This window comes from Segatella copri (assembly GCF_019127135.1).
Taxonomy (GTDB): domain Bacteria; phylum Bacteroidota; class Bacteroidia; order Bacteroidales; family Bacteroidaceae; genus Prevotella.
In genome coordinates this window covers 39076-59605 of record NZ_JAHOEA010000008.1, presented here as the reverse complement: position 1 = coordinate 59605, position 20530 = coordinate 39076, and the positions used below count along the sequence as shown (strand labels likewise).

Here is a 20530-nt window from a genome sequence, read left to right as displayed (position 1 = left end):
CGGTAAGACTTTCTGTTTTTCTCGATTATACAAAACATTCGAAAAACAAAAATAACATATATTGTACGAGGATAACTTCGACTGCCACAAAGGTAGCCGATGTTATCCTTTTGCATTTTATGTACCATGAAGCAAACTCTAAACAGCTAACCAGAAAAATTAATTTATCAGCATTAAGAAATTTAATAGCCCATGAACAAGATTATCAAGAAAGTACAATACTCAGAGAAAGTATTCCGCTTCGATGTAGAAGCACCACTTATTGCCAAAAGCCGAAAGGCAGGTAACTTTGTTATCATCCGTGTAGACAACAACAGCGAGCGTATGCCGCTGACCATCGCTGATGCTGACATTGAGAAAGGAACCATCACGCTGGTTGTGCAGAAGGTAGGTCTTTCATCTACCAAACTCTGCGCCCTAAATGAAGGTGATGAGATTCACGATGTGGTGGGACCACTTGGAAATCCTACACATATCGAGAACTTCGGAACAGTCATTTGTGCCGGAGGTGGCGTAGGTGTAGCTCCTATGCTCCCTATCATCAAGGCACTGAAAGCCGCAGGAAACAGAGTTCTTTCTGTAATCGCGGGCAGAAACAAAGAACTCGTGATTATGGAAGATGAAGTGCGTGCATCTAGCGATGAGCTCATCATCATGACCGATGACGGAAGTTACGGCGAGAAGGGTGTTGTAACTGTAGGAATCGAGAAGTTTATCAATCAGGAGCATATCGATAAGGTTTTCGCCATCGGTCCTCCTATCATGATGAAGTTCTGCTGTCTCCTGACCCAGAAATACAATCTTTCCACAGACGTTTCACTCAATACAATCATGGTGGATGGAACCGGTATGTGCGGTGCCTGCCGCCTGACCATCGGTGGAAAGACCAAGTTTGTCTGCATCGATGGTCCTGAGTTTGACGGCGCTCTGGTAGATTGGGATGAGATGTTCAAACGCATGGGCACCTTCAAGGATGTTGAACGCGAAGAGATGGAACACTTCGAAGAGCACCTTGCAACTGTAGACGCAGGAAAGAAGAAAGAAACTACGGATGTAACCATGGACGTAGAACCTACAGATGCGAGCATCGAAGAGTTGACAGACCGCAACGCTGAGTGGCGCAAGGAGTTACGCGCTTCGATGAAAGCAAAAGAACGCACAGCTATAGAGCGCGTAAAGATGCCAGAACTTGACCCTCTTTACCGTGCCACAACCCGTACGGAAGAGGTAAATATCGGTTTGACCAAGGAAATGGCTTTGACCGAAGCCAAACGCTGTCTCGACTGTCCTAAACCTACCTGTATGGAAGGTTGCCCGGTAAGCATCAACATTCCTTCATTCATCAAGAACATTGAGCGGGGCCAGTTCCTTGCCGCAGCCAAGGTTTTAAAGAACACCTCTGCCCTACCTGCCGTTTGCGGACGAGTTTGTCCACAGGAAAAGCAATGCGAAAGCAAGTGCGTACATCTCAAGATGAACGAGCCTGCTGTAGCTATCGGATACCTGGAGCGTTTTGCTGCCGATTACGAACGCCAGAGTGGAAACATCTCTGTACCAAAGTGCGATGAGGCTAATGGCATCAAGGTAGCTGTAGTCGGTTCAGGACCTTCCGGATTGAGTTTTGCAGGCGATATGGCAAAGAAGGGATTCGATGTTACTGTTTTCGAAGCGCTTCACGAGATTGGCGGTGTATTGAAATATGGTATTCCGGAATTCCGTTTGCCTAATGCTATCGTGGATGTAGAGATTGAAAATCTTCAGAAGATGGGCGTAAAGTTCATTACAGACTGCATCGTTGGCAAGACCATTTCCGTAAAAAATCTGGAAGAACAAGGATTCAAGGGAATCTTTGTCGGTTCAGGTGCGGGTCTGCCAAACTTCATGAATATTCCTGGAGAGAATGCCTTGAACATCATGTCTTCTAACGAATATCTTACACGTGTAAACCTGATGGATGCAGCCAATCCTCATAGCGACACCCCTATCAACTTAGGCAAGAAGGTGGTTGTTGTAGGCGGCGGTAACACAGCTATGGACAGTTGCCGTACTGCAAAACGACTCGGAGCAGACGTAACCTTGGTATATCGCCGTTCGGAGGCTGAAATGCCTGCCCGACTCGAAGAGGTGAAGCATGCCAAGGAAGAAGGAATCAACTTCTTTACATTGCACAATCCTAAAGAATATGAGGCAGATGAGAAGGGCGCAGTAAAGGCTGTAGTTCTCGATGTGATGAAGCTTGGCGAACCTGATGCCAGCGGCCGTCGTCGTCCGGAAGCTACAGGCGAGACCATCACGCTGGAGTGCGACCAGGTAATTGTTGCTGTAGGTGTAAGTCCTAACCCACTCGTTCCTCAGAGTATCGAAGGCTTGGAACTCGGCCGGAAGAACACCATTGCCGTAAACGACCAGATGCAGAGTTCTATCGAAGAAATCTACGCTGGCGGCGATATCGTACGAGGAGGAGCCACAGTAATTCTTGCCATGGGAGACGGCAGAAAGGCCGCTCTCAATATGAGCGAAAAATTATTGAATAAATAAGAAAAACGGGAAACAATAAAAGGGCAGCCATGCATCACGCAGACTGCCCTTTCCTTTTCTCGTATGTAATGTTATAAAATGAAATGTAGTTCGTACATATATTTATTAATAATTGGACTCAAACACTATTTCAGATTAATACGAAGTCCGAACTGGAGATTAAAATTCCACTTCTTATCTTTAAACGTATTTTCTATTTCGCTGCCATTATCAAAATAATATTTTGCACCTGGCTCAATATAGAAGCCTACTTGTGGTGTAACATCATACTGTGCGCCAAGCGAAGCCTTACCCGAGAACTGAACGCCATCACGCTTCACGTCCTCTTTTTGACCAGAAACCTTTGTATCATTCTTTACATTGAAATCGGCTTCTCCACCCGCCATTACGTACGCATGAAAGCCTCCCGTGCTCCAAACCGCATAGTTTAAACCAAGTGGAACACCCACATAATGCAAAACCTGATGTGTATCAAATTCTGAAACGCCATAAGATTTGAAATCAGAAGCAACACGCGTATAAACGACACCGGTACTCAAAGACAAACGAGGCGCAAGTCCGATACCAACCTGAGCACCTATAGCCAAAGGAGCATGATGTTTCGCTTCAACATATTTCGGTATTGCATATCTTAAAGGAGAAGCAGCAGCCAGGAAAACACCATGATCAGCAAAGCCGCCACCAGCAAGAGGATCTGAAGACGCATACATGCCGTTTGACATTCCATCACTGCCAGATCCCAGACTTACATTCTCTGCATACAGGTTCATGGTCCAGTTCTGTTCATACTTGTCCTTATAACTGCGTTCAAAATGACCATCCTGCGCCCTGCCTGCATAAAGCTTCTGCCCACCATCTGCTTCCAACGGCTTGGTTGCATGATTAGAAGAAACGGCCATCTGTCTTTCAGAATCCTCATTTTGCTTTTGCAAAACAGATAAATCCCGACCATTTACCTCTGCATTAACAGACTGTTCTGGCATTTCTACCTCTGCTGCAAGCATTACTTCATTATCAGCAGCAACAGTCCTCTCCTGGAAAGAGACAGAAGATTTACTATGGTTCAATTGGCGCCCCGATGAATGGCGATTCACCTGATGTGCAGATGCATTGTTTTCAGCAAGCAAGATAGCATTTTTACTTCCTGCCGATTGTGCTTCTGCACGGACAGCAGAAGAAGTCCTGCTAGAACCTGATGCTGTAGAGAAAGAACTCTGAACAGCCAAGTTTGCCTGTCCCGGTTCATCATCATGCAGATAAACATAACTGCCTCCTACTCCCAATAAAGCAATTGCTGCAGCTACTGACCATCTTTTCAAGACAACATAACGAGCCTGTGGTGTCTTTTTTACATCATTTTCCTCATCACCAACCTTTGTAGACTGAGCAAGCGATTGTTCTATCCCAGCCCACAAGTCGTGGCTGACAGGCTCTTGGTAGTCTGCCAACTGATCTCGAAGTTTATTTGTCCAATCGTTACTCATTACTTTTCTCGTTTATATGATTCAACTCTTTATTATTACTACAATCTGCCTGGCTCAGATAATCTTTCACCTTTTTGCCCAACAGCTTTTTCGCCCGCAAATATTGTGAAGCAGAACTACTTTCTTTGATGCCTAACAGCTGTGCAATTTCTTTATGGCTTTTCTGTTCAAAAACAAACATGTTAAGAACCAGTCTGTACCCATCAGGCAATTCTCCTATCATTCTTGTCAGTTCTGCAGGCGGAACTCTTTCTACTTCAGGCTCTTCATCCTCAATTTCATCGGGAACTTCGTCCACAATAGTGAAGCGTTTTTGCTGCCTTACAAAGTTGACAGCTTCATTTGTCACTATCCGCAAGAGCCAAGCCTGAAGAGCGCCCTCACCCCGATATTCAAATTTTGAAATGCCGGAAAAGACTTTTATAAAACTATCTTGCACTACATCCTCAGCATCATCGCGTACAGGGACATACCTCAGCGCTACGGCCATGGCATACCCCACATAGCGTTCATACAATCTGTGCATTGCTGCCCGACTGCCGCTATTGATGTCGTCTAAGAGTTCCTTTTCCGATTCCAATTTCAAATCCTTTTTAATGATTAAACGATATAAAGAGAAAACCTTGCATCAAAAATGAACTTTTTTTTTGATACAAGGCATTTTTTATATTTCTACATTATTCTATAGAGAACACTTTACCTTCCTGAGTAAGATAACTTTCCGCAAACACCTCTTTAGCTTCATTCAACAATACCTCTTCATTATTATATCGTGCACTATAATGCCCCAGAAGAAGTTTGCCTACACCCGCATTTCTGGCTATAGTTGCAGCCTGTCGAGCAGTACTGTGATAATAGAGTTTAGCCCTGTCCTCATTCTCCGAAGTATAGGTGCTCTCATGATAAAGCACCGTAACCCCCTTTACCTTTTCTGCCAAGTTCGGAACAAACCGGGTATCACTGCAATAAGCATAACTGCGTGGAGAAACGGCAGGCATTACCAATCTGGCATTAGGTATTACATCACCCTCCTTCGTAGTCCAGTCAGCTCCATTCTTGATGTTGTTGATCTGGCTTACAGGAATCTCGTAATAATCTATCATATCACGACGGATATGAGGTAGTGTCGGTTTCTCTCTGAAGATGTACCCACAACAAGGCACACGATGCTGGAGAGGAATGGTTTCTACTGTTACAGAATGATCTTCATAAACTACTTGCGACATTTCGGTATCTACAGGAACAAATTCGATTTCATATTCCATTCCCTGCATAAAGAAATCAATCTGACGCTTAAACAAATCACCGTAACTTTCTGGTGCATATACCTTTAACTTAGCCGTTCTACCCAGCATACCTAAGGTAGAAAGAAGTCCCAGCAAGCCAAAGCAATGGTCACCATGAAGGTGCGAAATAAAGATAGCATTTATCTTAGCAAAGTGAACATGAGTGCGACGGAACTGCATCTGGGCACCCTCTCCACAATCCATCATAAAGCATTTGCCCCGCATCTCAATAATCTGAGCCGAGGCACTATGCTTAAGGGTGGGCAAAGCACTGCCACACCCCAAAATATGTACTTTAAATGGTTCCAAAACTAAATCATAAATTACAGGTTCAACATGGATAACCTTACTCTTGACGCTTGAAAACAAAGATACCCTGAGTATTCTCCAACATAAGACTGTCAGAACCCAACTTGTCAATAGCGAAAGTATCCTTATTCAGCAAGAGTTTACCATTGAGTATCTTCCAGCTGGTCCAAGGATTAGTTTCTGCTTTCACATTGTTCTTCACTTCTCCACCTTCCAAGATGTCAAAATTCTTATCCAGAGAAGTCCATTTGCCCAAGAGGGAAGTCAGGTTGATAATCTTCTGGGCCATCATCTCTCCATCCTCAGCCTTATAACCGATAAGAGCAATACGGTCGCCAGCCAGCAATCCTCCCTGAACAACATCAGGATTCTCATCGTCAATAAACACCGAAAGGGTGTCACCACCATCAGAAATCAGCTCCAGATTATGCATAGAGGTTCCCTCACCGCATACACCATAGATGGTAGAATCGTTCATCGCATCCTCTACCTCTACAGAATCGGTTGTACTGATAACAGGAACATTATTTTTGTTCTTACAACTGTTGGCAGCGAAAAGCGCCACCAAAGCTATTGTTACATAAACTAATTTCTTCATAACTCTTTAGTTTTTATTATTATGTTGATGAGTCGATAAGATAATCCGATTCACCATTATTTATCTTCCTTTTTCTCCTGAAGTTTTGCTTCATCCCATAGTTTATCCATTTCTTCTAAACTCATATCTTTTAAGTTTTTACCTTGCTTCAAGCTATGATCTTCCACATAGTTGAAACGGCGGATAAACTTCTGGTTGGTTTTCTCCAGCGCATTATCCGGATTGAGTTTATAGAGACGTGCAGCATTGATGACAGAGAAGAGGAAATCGCCCAATTCCTGGGTAGAATTTTCCTTATCGCCTTTAGCCAGTTCCACCTTGAGTTCTTCCAGTTCCTCCTGTACCTTTTCCCACACATCTTCTTTTTCTTTCCAGTCAAAGCCTACATTTCTAGCCTTATCCTGAATGCGATAAGCCTTGATAAGAGAGGGAAGAGAATTTGGGACACCGCTCAACACCCGCTCATTTCCATCCTTCTCCTGCTGCTTGATCTGTTCCCAGGTTTTCTCAACAGAAGTAGCAGTTTTCGGCTTGCTGGCGCCAAGAGCCAAGGTTTCTTCCGAGCTGGCAGTTCCAGCTTCTCCATTCCCTGCGTCTGACTCCCTATAGACAACCTGTCCTTCATCATTGATGAACATATCCGGATTCGAAACCGTCCAATTTCCTTCCTCCTTCCAGTTGATGAAAGGATGGCGGAACATCAGTTTATCTGCCTCCTGATTGCAGACATCGCAGATATCGAACTCGCCGTCTTCTCTGCCGATGATACTATAGAACATCACGTGCTCCAACACATCGCCCAACTCCTTCTTGACATCTTTGTAATCGCGCTTCATCAAGGCATCACAAAGTTCGAAAGTCTCCTCAATCGTATTCGGACGAAGGCTCTCAAATGTCTGCTTTTTATCCCATGGACACTGCAGGCGCAAACGGTCCTGCACATCCAGCAAGCGGCTGAATGCCGCCATTTTCTCTTCTTTCGTATGCATGATTGTAACTTCTCATTTTAAAGATTGTCTTTCCATTTCTTGCCTGCCTTCGTATTGAGGAAAATGGCGAAAGACAATGCAAACACAAACATCATTACATTAAAAAACAAATATGCTTCCATAACTATTACTTTTTATACCTCAACAAATCATTGGCACTATAGGCAAGTAAGAACCCGCATATTGAACCAACAAAAAAACACACTATATTAAGCCAACCGAAATCACCTCCAATTATCAGAGGCGACAATCCTCCCACGGCAACGCTGCCAAACATCAGCTTCGCCACATCATAGAGAAAACTGGCTAGCATTTTTCTCCTATCTTGTTCCGTTACTTCTTTTACTGCATTACTAACCATCATTTTGTGCAAAAATTAATAATTTTGATGCAAAGATAGTATTTTTCGCCCAAAAATTCGTATCTTTGCACCGTTTTTTTAAGAAAAAGAATAAAAATTAGATATAAACAATGGAATTAGCAAGTAAATACGATCCACAAGCAGTGGAAAGTAAATGGTATCAGTACTGGCTCGACAACAAGCTTTTCAGCTCTAAGCCAGATGGTCGTGAACCTTATACAGTGGTTATCCCTCCACCAAACGTAACGGGTGTGCTCCACATGGGACACATGCTCAACAATACTATTCAGGATATTCTCGTTCGCCGTGCACGCATGGAGGGCAAGAACGCATGTTGGGTACCAGGTACCGACCATGCCAGTATCGCTACCGAGGCAAAGGTGGTAAACCGCCTCGCTCAGCAGGGCATCAAGAAGACCGACCTTACCCGCGAGGAGTTCCTCAAGCATGCTTGGGACTGGACTCACGAGCACGGTGGCATCATCCTTAAGCAGCTCCGCAAACTCGGTGCCAGCTGCGACTGGGACCGCACAGCATTCACCATGGACGAGACCCGCTCTCGTGCCGTCATCCACGTATTCTGCGACCTCTACAAGAAGGGACTCATCTATCGTGGCGTGCGCATGGTTAACTGGGACCCTAAGGCTCAGACTGCGCTCTCTGACGAGGAGGTTATCTACAAGGACGAGCACTCTAAGCTCTACCACTTGAAGTATTATGTAGTTGAGCAGGACTGCCAGCAGGTTGATGAGGAGAACGTGATACACAAGGACGAAAAGGGTTACTATGCAGTAGTAGCTACCACCCGTCCTGAGACCATCATGGGCGACTCTGCCATGTGTATCAACCCTGAGGATAAGAAGAATACCTGGCTGAAGGGTAAGCACGTGATCGTGCCTCTCGTAAACCGCGAGATTCCTGTCATCGAGGATACATACGTAGATATCGAGTTCGGTACCGGTTGCTTGAAGGTAACTCCAGCTCACGATATCAACGACCACGCCCTCGGTTTGAAGCACGGTTTGGAGACCATCGACATCTTCAACGACAACGGTACCATAAGCGAGGCAGCCGGTCTCTATGTTGGTATGGACCGCATGGACGTGCGCAAGCAGATTTCCATCGACCTTCAGAACGCCGGTCTGATGGAGAAGATTGAGGACTATAATAATAAGGTGGGCTTCTCTGAGCGTACCAATGTGCCTATCGAGCCAAAGCTCTCTACACAGTGGTTCCTCAAGATGCAGCACTTTGCTGACATCGCCCTTCCTCCAGTAATGGACGACGACATCGAGTTCTATCCTAAGAAGTACAAGAACACCTATCGCCACTGGTTGGAGAACATCAAGGACTGGTGTATCAGCCGTCAGCTCTGGTGGGGTCACCGTATCCCAGCTTACTACTTCGACAATGCCGGCAAGAAGGATTTCGTGGTAGCAGAGACTGCAGAGGAGGCACTGAAACTCGCTCAGGAGAAGAACGCCAGCATCAAGGCTGAGGATCTTGAGCAGGAGAGCGACTGCCTCGACACCTGGTTCTCTTCATGGTTGTGGCCTATCTCTCTGTTTGATGGCATCGAGCATCCAGACAACGAGGAGATTAACTACTACTACCCTACTTCCGACCTCGTAACTGGTCCGGATATCATCTTCTTCTGGGTAGCACGTATGATCATGGCTGGCTACGAGTATCGTGGCAAGATGCCATTCAAGCACGTATATTTCACAGGTATCGTCCGCGATAAGCTCGGCCGCAAGATGAGCAAGAGTCTCGGTAACTCACCAGACCCACTGGATCTGATTGACAAGTTTGGTGCCGATGGTGTTCGTATGGGTATGATGCTCAGTGCTCCTGCAGGCAACGACATCCTCTTCGACGAGAGCCTTTGCGAGCAGGGACGTAACTTCAACAATAAGATCTGGAATGCCTTCCGCCTCGTCAAGGGTTGGGAGACTGCAGATATCGAGCAGCCTAAGAGTGCAGAAATCGCCGTGAAGTGGTTTGACGCCAAGCTCAAGGAGGTGAACGAGGAGATGCAGAAGCAGTTTAAGGACTACCGTATCTCTGAGGCATTGATGACAGTATATAAGCTGTTCTGGGATGAATTCTCATCTTGGTACCTGGAGATGGTGAAGCCAGCTTACGGCCAGCCTATCGACCAGAAGAGCTACGACGCTACCCTCCGTTTCTTCGATGCCCTTCTGAAGATGTTGCATCCATTCATGCCATTCATCACCGAGGAGCTGTGGCAGCACATCTACGACCGCAAGGATGGCGAGAGCATCATGCGCGAGAAGCTGGAGATTCCTGCACCTACAGCCGAGGAGCAGAAGTTGGCAGCCGACATAGAGGCAGTGAAGCAGATTATCGCCGGTGTTCGTACCGTTCGCAACCAGAAGAACATTGCCCAGAAGGAGCAGTTGTCTCTCCAGGTAGTAGGCAAGAACGATTTCGAGGCTTATAACGACGTAACTCTGAAGATGGCGAACCTTGATAAGATTGAGGTCATCGCTGAGAAGAGTGCCGATGCATCAAGCTTCATGGTAGGTACCGACGAGTTTGCCGTACCATTGGGCGACCTCATCGACGTAGCTGCCGAGATTGAGAAGGCAGAGGCTCAGCTCAAGCACCTGGAAGGCTTCCTGATGGGTGTACGTAAGAAGCTCAGCAATGAGAACTTCGTAGCTCACGCTCCTGAAAAGGTAGTAGCCCTGGAGCGCAAGAAGGAAAGCGACTCTGTTGAGAAGATTGCTGCCCTCAAGGCAACCATCGAGGAGCTCAAGAAGAAATAATAGTTTAATATTTATCATGTTAAGTGCGGAATGTTAAGTGTAAGAACTTAGCATTTCATACTTAACATTTCATATTTTCAAGAGAAACATGATCAAGAAGCTTTTCACCTTATTTATATGTACGCTATCTCTAGCAGCAACTTTCACCAGTTGTGGCGATGAAGCTATTGATGTAGAAAGCGTCAATAAGCAGACTATCTTCGTCTTCTATCCTTGGACGGGTGGAACCAACACTTCCGGTCTCACAAGTTTTTTGGAAAACAACGTTGACAGTATCTGCGAAGGTATTGTTGCCAAGAAAGGCTTGAATAATTCGCGTGTAATGGTCTTCATGAGCCAGAGTTACAGGAAGAGCTATCTTATAGATCTTCAATATGACGGCAGTACGAAAACCGTCATTCGCGACACTTTGAAGACATACGATGAAGCCACATATACTACAGCAGAAGGATTTGCAGAAATTCTGAATGAGGTGAAACGCCGTGCTGAAGCCCTGAATTATTCGCTCATCATTGGAGCTCATGGCTGCGGATGGACCTACAACAGCGATTGGGTAAACTATCCTTATATGGCAAGACCTAATGCCGGTTTTGCTCAGAAAGGAAGCACCAGCTACCCTACCGCTACCGGCAATTTCAGCGGAATACAGTATGGTCCCGATCCCAACAACCCTGTCACCCGTTTCTTCGGAAGTGTGAGTTTAGAAGAAAACGCTCTCGACATTCCTACCCTAGCCGAAGGCATCAAACTCAGCGGCACCAAGATGCAGTACATCCTCTTCGATGCATGCTATATGGGCAATGTAGAGACTGCATACGAACTGAAAGATGTTACCAATTTCATGATCAGTTCAAGTAGCGAAGTAATGGGAGCCGGCGTTCCATACAAAACCGTATGGAGCTATCTCAACAGTTCAGCACCCAACTACTCAGGATTTGTCAACGGAGTAGTCAATTTCTACAAGAATAGTAGCGATCCATTCTGCAACATGGCGGCCATCGACTGCAGACAGATGGATAATCTAGCCCAAGTGATGAAGGAAATCAATAGCAAATATACCCTCTCATCATCCGTTCCGCTCGATTCCATACAGCCTTTGGATGGTTTCTCTCCCAACCTCTTCTACGATATGAGTGTATACATAGACAGTCTTGTTCCGAGTGGCTATCTGAAAGACAAATATACTTCACAGATGAAACTCACTATCAAAGCTGCTGCTCATACCGAACAGGCTTATACAGCGTTAAAGAGTTATAGAGGTACAACCTTTAAAGTGAAAAATTATTGCGGTCTTTCTATCTCCGACCCTAGCCAGCACAGCGTAGCTATCAAGGGCAGAGAGAAAACCGGTTGGTGGAAAGCTACACACTAATAAGCAATGAAGAGTGAAAGAAACTCCTTATTGGCTTTTAAGAAAAAGATTATATAAAAGAATACATGATGGAATATTTTATCATTGAGAATAACGGACAGCAAGCGGGTCCATTCAGCCTGGAGCAACTCGTCCAGAAGGCTATCACACCCGAGACCCTTGTTTGGGCACAAGGCATGAAAGACTGGACTCCAGCTTGGAAAATAGCAGAACTGAAGACAGTTCTAGAAACTGTAGAAGCAATCAAGGCTAATGCTGCCAACAAAGAAGATGCAGAAGCAACATCAGCAGATGCAGCCGGCAACAACGGGACAGAAGCAGCAAACTTTCAAGCTGCAAACCAGCAAAGTTTCCAGCAGGCACAGCAGGAGGCTTACCAGCAAGGCTTTCAGCACGGCGCTGCCATGAACCAGGGCTACAGACAGGAACCGGAAAAGAAAAAATCGAGCAAGACACTCTGGAAGATCATCTTAGGTCTTATCGTACTTCTCTTCCTGGTTTTCGCCATAACCAATCCAGGACCTGATGCCCATAAAGAAAAGGTAAAGACTGAGGCAGCCAAGGCCATTGACAAGGCTACAGAAACCAGTGATAACAACTTCTTCACCCAAAGCATCCGTTCCATTGCCAAGATGATGGCGGGCAGCGCTATTGATGAAGTGATGAACCAGCTCTTCGAATACCACAACTATATCGTATGTTCTAAGGGTACCGTAGAGTTTAATGGCAAACAGCACACCGTAAGTTTCGGAATCCTTGGCAGCGTTTACACGATGAACGCTGATGATATGGTGAAGGCGCTGGAAGGTGCCGACAATCTGCAGATAGAAGAAACCACCAGTTCATCAACCGATGAAACCCCTTCTGTAAGCGATAATAGCAGCGATGGTTCAGAAGAAGACGGACTGGGCGCTTCCGTTCAGAAGAAACTGGAAGACAAGGCAAACCAGGCCATGGATCAGGCTGCCGACAAGGTGAGCAAGAAACTGGAAGAGAAAATCAACCAGAAACTCGATGAAGCAACCGATTCTTCAACCGTAGAAAAGATTCTCGACAAGATTCTGGAACTGATCTAGCATCAGAAATCCGAAGAAACACAAGAAATATGACACATTTCTCAATATGACAGCATGGCGGCTTGACGTATATCAAGCCGCCATTGCTGTTTAGTTGACGTGTATCAAAAAAAGCCCCTTTTTCATCATTTTGTCATGTCTTTGTGACAGATATTCAAGAAAAAGGCATTACCTTTGCACCAGAAAACAGTGAGATTGTAAAAGGATAATGTAAAACAGGAGACCTCACATGGAGGCTCCACAAAGAAAGAAAGGAAACAAATTATGATGACGACAGTAATGATTCTTACAGTTGTGGCAGCAATGATTGCCAAAGCTGTGAATGTAAACAACAACATGGAGATGGGCAAGTAAAATTGACCACCGTTCATGAACAAAAGAAAAAAGGAAATGGCAGAAATGCCGAGTATTAATTTTTAAAAAAGGATAACGATTATGAAAACAATGTATGCAAACATCAAGAAGGCCTTGAAGGCTATTCTTGCAAATTACATGACCGCAATGGAAATGTATGGTGAGGCTTTGAACAGAAGCCGTGGTTGTGCTTGCGCATAAGGGCTCAAACCCCTTCATGCTGCGGCTTAAACTAGATTGAAAGCAAAAAGTAATTACGTTTAAATAAAGAAAAAGCGTGTAAGTTACCATACTTACACGCTTTTTTTGTATCTTTGCAACCAGTTAGTAAAAATTTTAAAAGAAGAAACGATGAATTCACAAGATATGATCAGCAGGCTGGAATCGAAAGGCATCCGGCCAACCGCCAACCGCATACTCGTAATGAAGACCCTGATGGGCGAACAGAACCCGCAGAGTCTGAGCAATCTGGAACGAAAGATGGTTTCGATGGACAAGTCGAGCATCTTCCGTACCCTTACCCTCTTTTTGGAACATGATGTGGTTCATGCCTTCGAAGATGGGCGAGGCGTACTCTGCTACGAACTCTGCGAAGAAAAAGGGGCTTGCGATCATCACGACGGGCACATTCATTTCTACTGCGAATCATGCCAGCGTTCCTTCTGTATGGAGGATATCCATATTCCAAGTTTCGAGCTGCCCGAAGGCTTTTACCCCCACTCTATTTCCTTTGTCATCAAAGGCGAATGCCCGGATTGCAGAAAGAAACACCAGTAAAGCGACAGATGCTTCAGCGTTAATATAGCATAAATATTTTTGAAATTCTATTGTTTTTCCGATATTATCATTACTTTTGCAAGCGATTATCACGGGGTGCTGAAAGATTCGGCTGAGATGATACCCATTGAACCTGATGCAGGTAATGCTGTCGCAGGGATATTTGATAGCGCTTTATTTTTCTCTTAAGGCTTTCATCTGGAAGTTCACCGTGTTTGATTACATATTATCATATCATCGCTTTCGGGCGATAGAAACAGCGTAAACAAACGGATTATTCATCATATAAAACGAACAGAATATGAAAGTAACTATCAACAACAAAGAGACCGAGACACAGGCTAAAACCATCAGGGAGTTAGCTCAGGAACTCGATTTGCCAGCTACAGGAGTTGCAGTAGCTATCAGTAACGAAATGGTGCCTCGTGATGAATGGGAAAACACACTCATCACAGAAGGAGCTGACATCGTTATCGTAAAAGCGTTCTGCGGAGGATAACAGTCCCAGAATACTGCGGAAAAGAATCATCCAAAAGTACTTTTCCTACAGAAATGGAAACAAAAATAACAACTCTATAATAAAACAATGGAAAAATTAGTAATCGCAGGCAGAGAGTTTAACTCACGCCTCTTCTTGGGCACAGGAAAGTTTAACAACAATGCCCTCATGGCTGAAGCCATCAAAGCATCAGAAACAGAAATGGTTACTGTTGCTATGAAACGTATCGAACTCGAAGACAAGCAGGACGACCTGCTTACTCATATCGTACAGAGTCCTAGCATCCAGCTCCTCCCTAATACCAGTGGAGTGCGCAACGCCGAAGAGGCTGTCTTCGCAGCACAGATGGCTCGCGAGGCTTTCGGAACCAACTGGCTCAAGCTCGAAATCCACCCAGACCCTCGCTATCTTCTTCCAGACTCTATCGAGACGCTGAAGGCTACTGAGAAACTGGTAAAGCTCGGTTTCGTGGTATTGCCATATTGCCAGGCAGACCCTACCCTCTGCAAGCACCTCGAAGAGGCTGGTGCTGCTACCGTAATGCCACTCGCTGCACCTATCGGTACCAACAAGGGATTGAGAATGAAGGACTTCCTGCAGATTATCATCGAGCAGGCTACCGTTCCTGTTGTAGTAGATGCAGGTATCGGTGCGCCTAGCCATGCTGCCGAAGCTATGGAGATGGGTGCCAGTGCTTGTCTGGTTAACACCGCTATCGCCGTAGCCGGAGACCCTGTTGAGATGGCCAAGGCATTCAAGGAGGCAGTCATCTGCGGTCGCCGTGCTTACGAGGCAGGTCTCGGAGCCATCAGCGATTGTGCTGAGGCAAGTTCTCCTCTCACCGCATTCCTCAACGACTAATATAAAATAAATATATATGATCATAAAAGGCATGAAGGATGAAGGCAAAGAAGCAGAATGTTCTTTTTACCCTTTTACCTTTTTACCTTTTTACCTTTAAACATTATGCCAAACGACAAGAAAGCTTACGCCCAGAGAGAAAAGGCGTATATGCAGGGAAAACTCTTCCCACAGATCAAGGTTGGAATGACCAAGGTAAACCTCACTCCTACTGTTGTGAAGGATGAGCGCGGCATTCCTCATACTGAGCCAAACGCTCCGGTTTATATCTACGATACCAGCGGTCCTTACAGCGACCCTAACTATCAGGTAGATTTGAAGAAAGGCTTGCCAAGAATGCGCGAGCAGTGGATTCTCGACCGCAACGATACCGAGCAGCTCAAGGAAGTTACCAGCGAGTATGGCAAGCAGCGCCTTGCTGACCATAGCCTCGACCACCTCCGCTTCGAGCACATCCAGTTGCCTCGCCGTGCACAGGCAGGCAAGCACATCACCCAGATGGCTTACGCAAAGGCTGGCATCATCACTCCAGAGATGGAGTACGTGGCTATCCGCGAGAACATGAACTGCCAGGAATTGGGCATCGATACCCATATCACCCCTGAGTATGTTCGTGATGAGATTGCACGCGGACGTGCCGTTCTTCCTGCCAACATCAACCACCCGGAGAGCGAACCGATGATCATCGGCCGCAACTTCCTCGTAAAGATCAATACCAACATCGGTAACTCTGCCACTACTTCCAGCATCGAGGAAGAGGTGGATAAGGCTGTATGGTCTTGCAAGTGGGGAGGCGATACCTTGATGGACCTCTCTACCGGCGACAACATTCACGAAACCCGTGAATGGATTGTGCGCAACTGTCCTGTACCGGTAGGAACCGTGCCTATCTACCAGGCTTTGGAGAAGGTGAACGGCAAGGTAGAAGATCTGAACTGGGAGGTATTCCGTGATACCCTCATCGAGCAGTGTGAGCAGGGTGTTGACTATTTCACCATCCATGCCGGCATCCGTCGCCACAACGTGCATCTCGCCGATAGCCGTCTCTGCGGAATCGTGAGCCGTGGCGGTAGTATCATGAGCAAATGGTGTCTTTACCACGACCAGGAAAGCTTCCTCTATGAGCACTTCGACGATATCTGCGACATCGTGGCACAGTACGACGTAGCCCTTTCTTTGGGCGATGGTCTGCGCCCTGGCTGTATCGCCGATGCCAACGATGCAGCCCAGTTTGCCGAATTGGATACCATGGGCGAGCTTGTTACCCGTGCCTGGGACAAGAACGTACAGGCCTTCATTGAGGGCCCTGGTCATGTGCCATTGCAAAAGATCAAGGAGAACATGGAGCGCCAGCTCGACCACTGTCACGAGGCACCATTCTACACCCTCGGCCCATTGGTTACCGATATCGCCCCAGGTTACGACCACATCACATCAGCCATCGGTGGTGCCCAGATAGCATGGCTCGGCACAGCCATGCTCTGCTATGTAACACCAAAGGAGCACCTCGCCTTGCCTAACAAGGAAGATGTGCGCACAGGTGTGGTAACCTATAAGATTGCCGCTCATGCTGCCGATTTGGCTAAGGGTCATCCAGGCGCAACCATCCGCGACAACGCCCTCTCCAAGGCACGTTTCGAATTCCGTTGGAGAGACCAGTTCCACCTCTCTCTCGACCCAGAGCTTGCCTTGAAGTATTTCGAGGAGGCAGGTCATACAGACGGTGAGTACTGCACCATGTGTGGTCCAAACTTCTGCGCAGCCAAGTTGACACACGATTTGAGAAAGTTTAAAAAGTAAGAAAATGTTTTCAGACGAATTAAAGAAAATCAGTTGGGAGGAGACCACGGAGCGCATTGCTCGAATGACCGATAACGATGTGCGTCGTGCCCTTGCCAAGGACCATTGCGATGTGAACGACTTCATGGCGCTGATTTCACCGGCAGCCGAGCCATACCTGGAGGTAATGGCGCGTCTTTCCCGCAAATATACTGAGGAGCGCTTCGGCAAGACCATGTCGATGTTCATTCCTCTCTACATCACCAATTCATGCTCTAACTCCTGCGTGTATTGCGGTTTCCATCGTGAGAATCCGATGGCTCGTACCATCCTCACCCCAGAGCAGATTGAGAACGAGTATAAGGCCATCAAGCAGTTGGCTCCATTCGAGAACATCCTTCTCGTTACGGGCGAGAACCCAGCCAAGGCTGGCACCCCATATCTTGCCAAGGCAATCGACATCGCCAAGAAGTATTTCTCTAACGTGAAAATTGAGGTGATGCCGCTCTCTACAGAGGATTACAAAACCCTCGCCGACCATGGTATGAACGGTGTCATCTGTTTCCAGGAGACCTACAACCACGAGCACTACAAGCTCTACCACCCACGTGGCATGAAGAGCAAGTTTGAGTGGCGCTGCGATGGTTTCGACCGCATGGGTATGGCAGGTGTCCATTCCATCGGTATGGGTGTGCTCATCGGCTTGGAGAAGGAGTGGCGCACGGATGTTGTGATGATGGCTCATCACCTGCGCTACCTGCAGAAGCATTACTGGAAGACCAAGTACAGCGTGAACTTCCCTCGTATGCGCCCAGCACAGAACGAAGGTTTCCAGCCAAACTGCTTCATGACCGATAAGCAGTTGGCCCAGGCAACTTTCGCCATGCGTATCTTCGACCACGATGTAGATATCTCTTACTCTACCCGTGAGCCAGCCTACATCCGTGACAACATGGCAACACTGGGTGTCACCACCATGTCGGCAGAATCAAAGGTAAATCCAGGTGGTTACCATACCTATCCTCAGGCATTGGAGCAGTTCACCGTAAGCGATGAGCGTACCGCCAAGGTAATCAATGCGAGATTGAAGGAATTGGGCAGAGAGCCAGTCTGGAAGGATTGGGATGCCTCATTCGATTTCTTCGGAAAACTGAAAGAAGAAAAAGTTGGATAAAAAAATCCTCGTCCGGTTTCTATATCGGACGAGGATTTTAAAATTTTAAGGCTGCCTTTTACCTCAGTAGGCTTTAACCAAGGTTGCCGTCGCCAACACCGTTGTCTTCACCTCCTGTAGTAGAGCTGTCACCAGTCTGGCTGTTGCCACCAGTAGTTGTATTGCCACCAGGGTTGATGCTGCCTGCACCATTACCGGCATCACTGCCAGAACCAAAAACTACTACATTGCTGGCTCTTCTCACACTAGCCGAAGTGTTAAGGTTGGCATTGCTCAATGTACCTGTAGCACGAGCTCTGAGCTTTACACCGGCAATATTGTTTACCGCAGTAAACTCAGCCTCGGTCTTGGCTCCCTCCTTGTTACGGATACCCACGCTGAAGATGGCAAGGTTGTCTATCTTCACATTTTTACCAGCCAGGAGCTGCTCCTTGATACACTTCACCATGGCAGTCATCATGCCCAGGCACATCGCCTCGGTGAATCCGGTATTGTGCTCCTCCATGTGCTTGGCAAGTTCAGCCAGGTCCATCGTCTCTTCCACCAATGGGAAAGCATACCACTTAAGATAAGCAAGACTCTTCTTGTTCTTGTTCTGCTTCAAAACGTACTTAATCATAACTATCAGAATTTTGAGTTAATTACTGCCGATTCCGCATCTCCATGTTCCTTCAGAAGGTATAGGATCCATCACCCCATCGGGTAGAGAGTTTCATCGAGTAAACCCCTTTGGTTTACACAGCAAAGATACAAAATTCCTTCAAGGCATTCATACGATACCATACGTTGCGTGAGATAGCATACTTTATAAGGATTTTCTTATGGTTCACCCAGATAATCGATGATGAGAGCTACCTCTCGGGGTGTAAAAAACTTTGCCGTCTTACGATAGCCGAGCTTCTGAAGTCCGTCAACAAGTTGCGGAATGCGATACACCCAAGCCATCAGATGGTTTACTGCCGTATGAGCCGAATTGGCTGTTGGAAAATAGAGCCAGGCAAGCTCTGATTTTCCATAGGCTCTTACTTTAAAATTTGTCATCATATTTACATTTTAATTTTGCATTTTAATTATTTTTCTAACCCTTATACTTACGCCCTCTAAAGATGATACTTACGGAGCGTAAACCTTATGTTTAGAAAGGGCAGACATCTGGAGGAGGTGGCAGCAGAAATTCGGGTTTCTGCTGAGCCTCACCCAACAGAATATCGGCAATATCGGTATTCGCCTCAAACTGCTCCATGAAGTCCACCACCCTATAATCCCGGCATCCGCTCCTTGCCATCTGCTCCTTCCACTTATCATACTCTCCGCTATCGGGATAAACCACGAGTCGCCGATGCTGCAAGGGTATCAGCTTATCGGTCTGCAGATTTCCACATCCGCCCGTTGCCAGCCACAGGTACTGCGGATAGCGGCAGGCACAGATAAGCGATGTCTTCTCACTCTCCACGATGCATACCGTCTTATCGGGATAGCGGGGAAGCAGATGCTGTCCAAAGAGCACCTTTTCGGTATTCTGAAGTTGCGGTCCTACATGAGAACGTTCACAGATGGAACGCATGGTGTTGGCCCATCCCTGTACCCGATGACCGTCATTGCGATAAGCCATCAGCTTGGCATCATGCACCCGCTGCTGTTCGTCTATCAGCCAGAACACCACTGCCCTGCCATAGTTCACCCCCTGCACAACGACGTCCCGGGCAGTACCTCCCACACAATAATCGGCTAGCACCTGCCGGGCATCACCACCGATGTTCAGGCCTTCAAGCCACATGCCGAAAGCACTCTGCCTCAGCATAGCCTTCTGTACCCATTCGGGGCTGAAGAACTCGGTCTGTCGCCTATCCTGCGGTTGCATCATCAGTCTGTTCTTATGAACGTTCAGGGTGTTATCTGAGTCCTGTCTCCTGTTTCCCAATCCCAGCAAGGGTTTACCGTTTACGTATTCCGTCTGGTAATCTTCCCTGCAGCTAAGTTCCGGATGATCATGGAAGTATTGACGTGGTGGATAATGATAGCCGCAGGATGCCGTATGGTCGCATCTACCACAGTCGTCAGCCACATACTCGCCCGTTTTCAGGTCTACATATCGTGTAAAGCACTTCTTGCGTCCACATTGAGGGCAGACATAACGGTTGGCTCCACCGGCATGATAGCGCTCCAAAATAAATCTTATATCATTCTTCATTTTTTCTGAAATTTAAATATAAAAAAATGTATCAGAGTGTATCATTTCCGAATCGATACAAAACAATCATTAATCTACTGATATTCAGAA

18 protein-coding genes and 1 riboswitch are annotated in these 20530 nt (G+C 46.5%); of the genes, 9 read left to right on the top strand and 9 right to left on the bottom strand.

Going from position 1 to position 20530, the window contains the following annotated elements:
• The first annotated feature begins 192 nt into the window (after positions 1 to 192).
• On the top strand, positions 193 to 2538 hold the full coding sequence (locus KSW37_RS03740; RefSeq protein WP_217313370.1) for a bifunctional dihydroorotate dehydrogenase B NAD binding subunit/NADPH-dependent glutamate synthase: 2346 nt from the start codon (positions 193 to 195) through the stop codon (positions 2536 to 2538).
• Between the two features lie 125 nt (positions 2539 to 2663).
• Here KSW37_RS03740 and KSW37_RS03735 read toward each other — a convergent pair whose 3' ends face one another.
• From KSW37_RS03735 to KSW37_RS03710, 6 genes are all read right to left on the bottom strand, one after another.
• Positions 2664 to 4022, bottom strand: coding sequence for a hypothetical protein (locus KSW37_RS03735; RefSeq protein ID WP_217313369.1), 1359 nt, complete (start codon positions 4020 to 4022; stop codon positions 2664 to 2666).
• The gene (locus KSW37_RS03730; protein ID WP_217313368.1) at positions 4015 to 4608 is read right to left on the bottom strand and encodes an RNA polymerase sigma factor; all 594 of its coding nucleotides are present in this window, start codon (positions 4606 to 4608) and stop codon (positions 4015 to 4017) included. The genes KSW37_RS03735 and KSW37_RS03730 overlap by 8 nt, the downstream gene beginning before the upstream one ends.
• A gap of 91 nt (positions 4609 to 4699) precedes the next feature.
• Positions 4700 to 5617, bottom strand: a complete 918-nt coding sequence (locus KSW37_RS03725; RefSeq protein ID WP_217313367.1) for a ribonuclease Z — start codon at positions 5615 to 5617, stop codon at positions 4700 to 4702.
• Positions 5618 to 5654: 37 nt separating this feature from the next.
• On the bottom strand, positions 5655 to 6215 hold the full coding sequence (locus KSW37_RS03720) for a lipocalin family protein (RefSeq protein ID WP_217313366.1): 561 nt from the start codon (positions 6213 to 6215) through the stop codon (positions 5655 to 5657).
• A 56-nt stretch (positions 6216 to 6271) separates the two neighbouring features.
• On the bottom strand, positions 6272 to 7204 hold the full coding sequence (gene mazG, locus KSW37_RS03715) for a nucleoside triphosphate pyrophosphohydrolase (protein WP_217313365.1): 933 nt from the start codon (positions 7202 to 7204) through the stop codon (positions 6272 to 6274).
• Positions 7205 to 7331: 127 nt separating this feature from the next.
• Positions 7332 to 7568 carry a hypothetical protein gene (locus tag KSW37_RS03710; RefSeq protein WP_217313364.1) on the bottom strand — a complete coding sequence of 79 codons (237 nt, stop codon included), beginning with the start codon at positions 7566 to 7568 and terminating at the stop codon, positions 7332 to 7334.
• 107 nt (positions 7569 to 7675) lie between these two features.
• Here KSW37_RS03710 and KSW37_RS03705 point away from each other — a divergent pair, with 107 nt between their 5' ends.
• The 8 genes from KSW37_RS03705 (at position 7676) to thiH (ending at position 18249) form a co-directional block, all read left to right on the top strand.
• Entirely contained in the window at positions 7676 to 10357 is a 2682-nt protein-coding gene (locus KSW37_RS03705) for a valine--tRNA ligase (RefSeq protein WP_217313363.1), read from the top strand.
• A gap of 88 nt (positions 10358 to 10445) precedes the next feature.
• Positions 10446 to 11729: a clostripain-related cysteine peptidase gene (locus KSW37_RS03700; RefSeq protein WP_217313362.1), complete on the top strand. Its 1284-nt coding sequence runs from the start codon at positions 10446 to 10448 to the stop codon at positions 11727 to 11729.
• Between the two features lie 65 nt (positions 11730 to 11794).
• Entirely contained in the window at positions 11795 to 12805 is a 1011-nt protein-coding gene (locus KSW37_RS03695) for a GYF domain-containing protein (protein WP_217313361.1), read from the top strand.
• A gap of 705 nt (positions 12806 to 13510) precedes the next feature.
• Positions 13511 to 13936 (top strand): Fur family transcriptional regulator, encoded by a 426-nt coding sequence (locus KSW37_RS03690; RefSeq protein ID WP_006848696.1) that lies wholly within the window; start codon positions 13511 to 13513, stop codon positions 13934 to 13936.
• Positions 13937 to 14018: 82 nt separating this feature from the next.
• A riboswitch (TPP riboswitch) is annotated at positions 14019 to 14113 on the top strand.
• 124 nt (positions 14114 to 14237) lie between these two features.
• Entirely contained in the window at positions 14238 to 14435 is a 198-nt protein-coding gene (thiS, locus tag KSW37_RS03685) for a sulfur carrier protein ThiS (RefSeq protein ID WP_217313360.1), read from the top strand.
• Between the two features lie 87 nt (positions 14436 to 14522).
• Positions 14523 to 15296, top strand: coding sequence for a thiazole synthase (locus KSW37_RS03680; RefSeq protein WP_217313359.1), 774 nt, complete (start codon positions 14523 to 14525; stop codon positions 15294 to 15296).
• A gap of 105 nt (positions 15297 to 15401) precedes the next feature.
• A complete protein-coding gene (gene thiC / locus KSW37_RS03675; RefSeq protein WP_022121899.1) occupies positions 15402 to 17096 on the top strand; it encodes a phosphomethylpyrimidine synthase ThiC in 1695 nt (564 codons plus the stop codon).
• A gap of 4 nt (positions 17097 to 17100) precedes the next feature.
• Entirely contained in the window at positions 17101 to 18249 is a 1149-nt protein-coding gene (thiH, locus tag KSW37_RS03670) for a 2-iminoacetate synthase ThiH (protein WP_217313358.1), read from the top strand.
• A gap of 73 nt (positions 18250 to 18322) precedes the next feature.
• Here thiH and KSW37_RS03665 read toward each other — a convergent pair whose 3' ends face one another.
• The 3 genes from KSW37_RS03665 to KSW37_RS03655 form a co-directional block, all read right to left on the bottom strand.
• Positions 18323 to 18868: a DNA-binding protein gene (locus KSW37_RS03665; protein WP_217313357.1), complete on the bottom strand. Its 546-nt coding sequence runs from the start codon at positions 18866 to 18868 to the stop codon at positions 18323 to 18325.
• Between the two features lie 200 nt (positions 18869 to 19068).
• The gene (locus KSW37_RS03660) at positions 19069 to 19293 is read right to left on the bottom strand and encodes a DUF4248 domain-containing protein (RefSeq protein ID WP_234699075.1); all 225 of its coding nucleotides are present in this window, start codon (positions 19291 to 19293) and stop codon (positions 19069 to 19071) included.
• 91 nt (positions 19294 to 19384) lie between these two features.
• Positions 19385 to 20440, bottom strand: a complete 1056-nt coding sequence (locus KSW37_RS03655) for a DUF6371 domain-containing protein (RefSeq protein ID WP_217313356.1) — start codon at positions 20438 to 20440, stop codon at positions 19385 to 19387.
• Positions 20441 to 20530 lie beyond the last annotated feature (90 nt).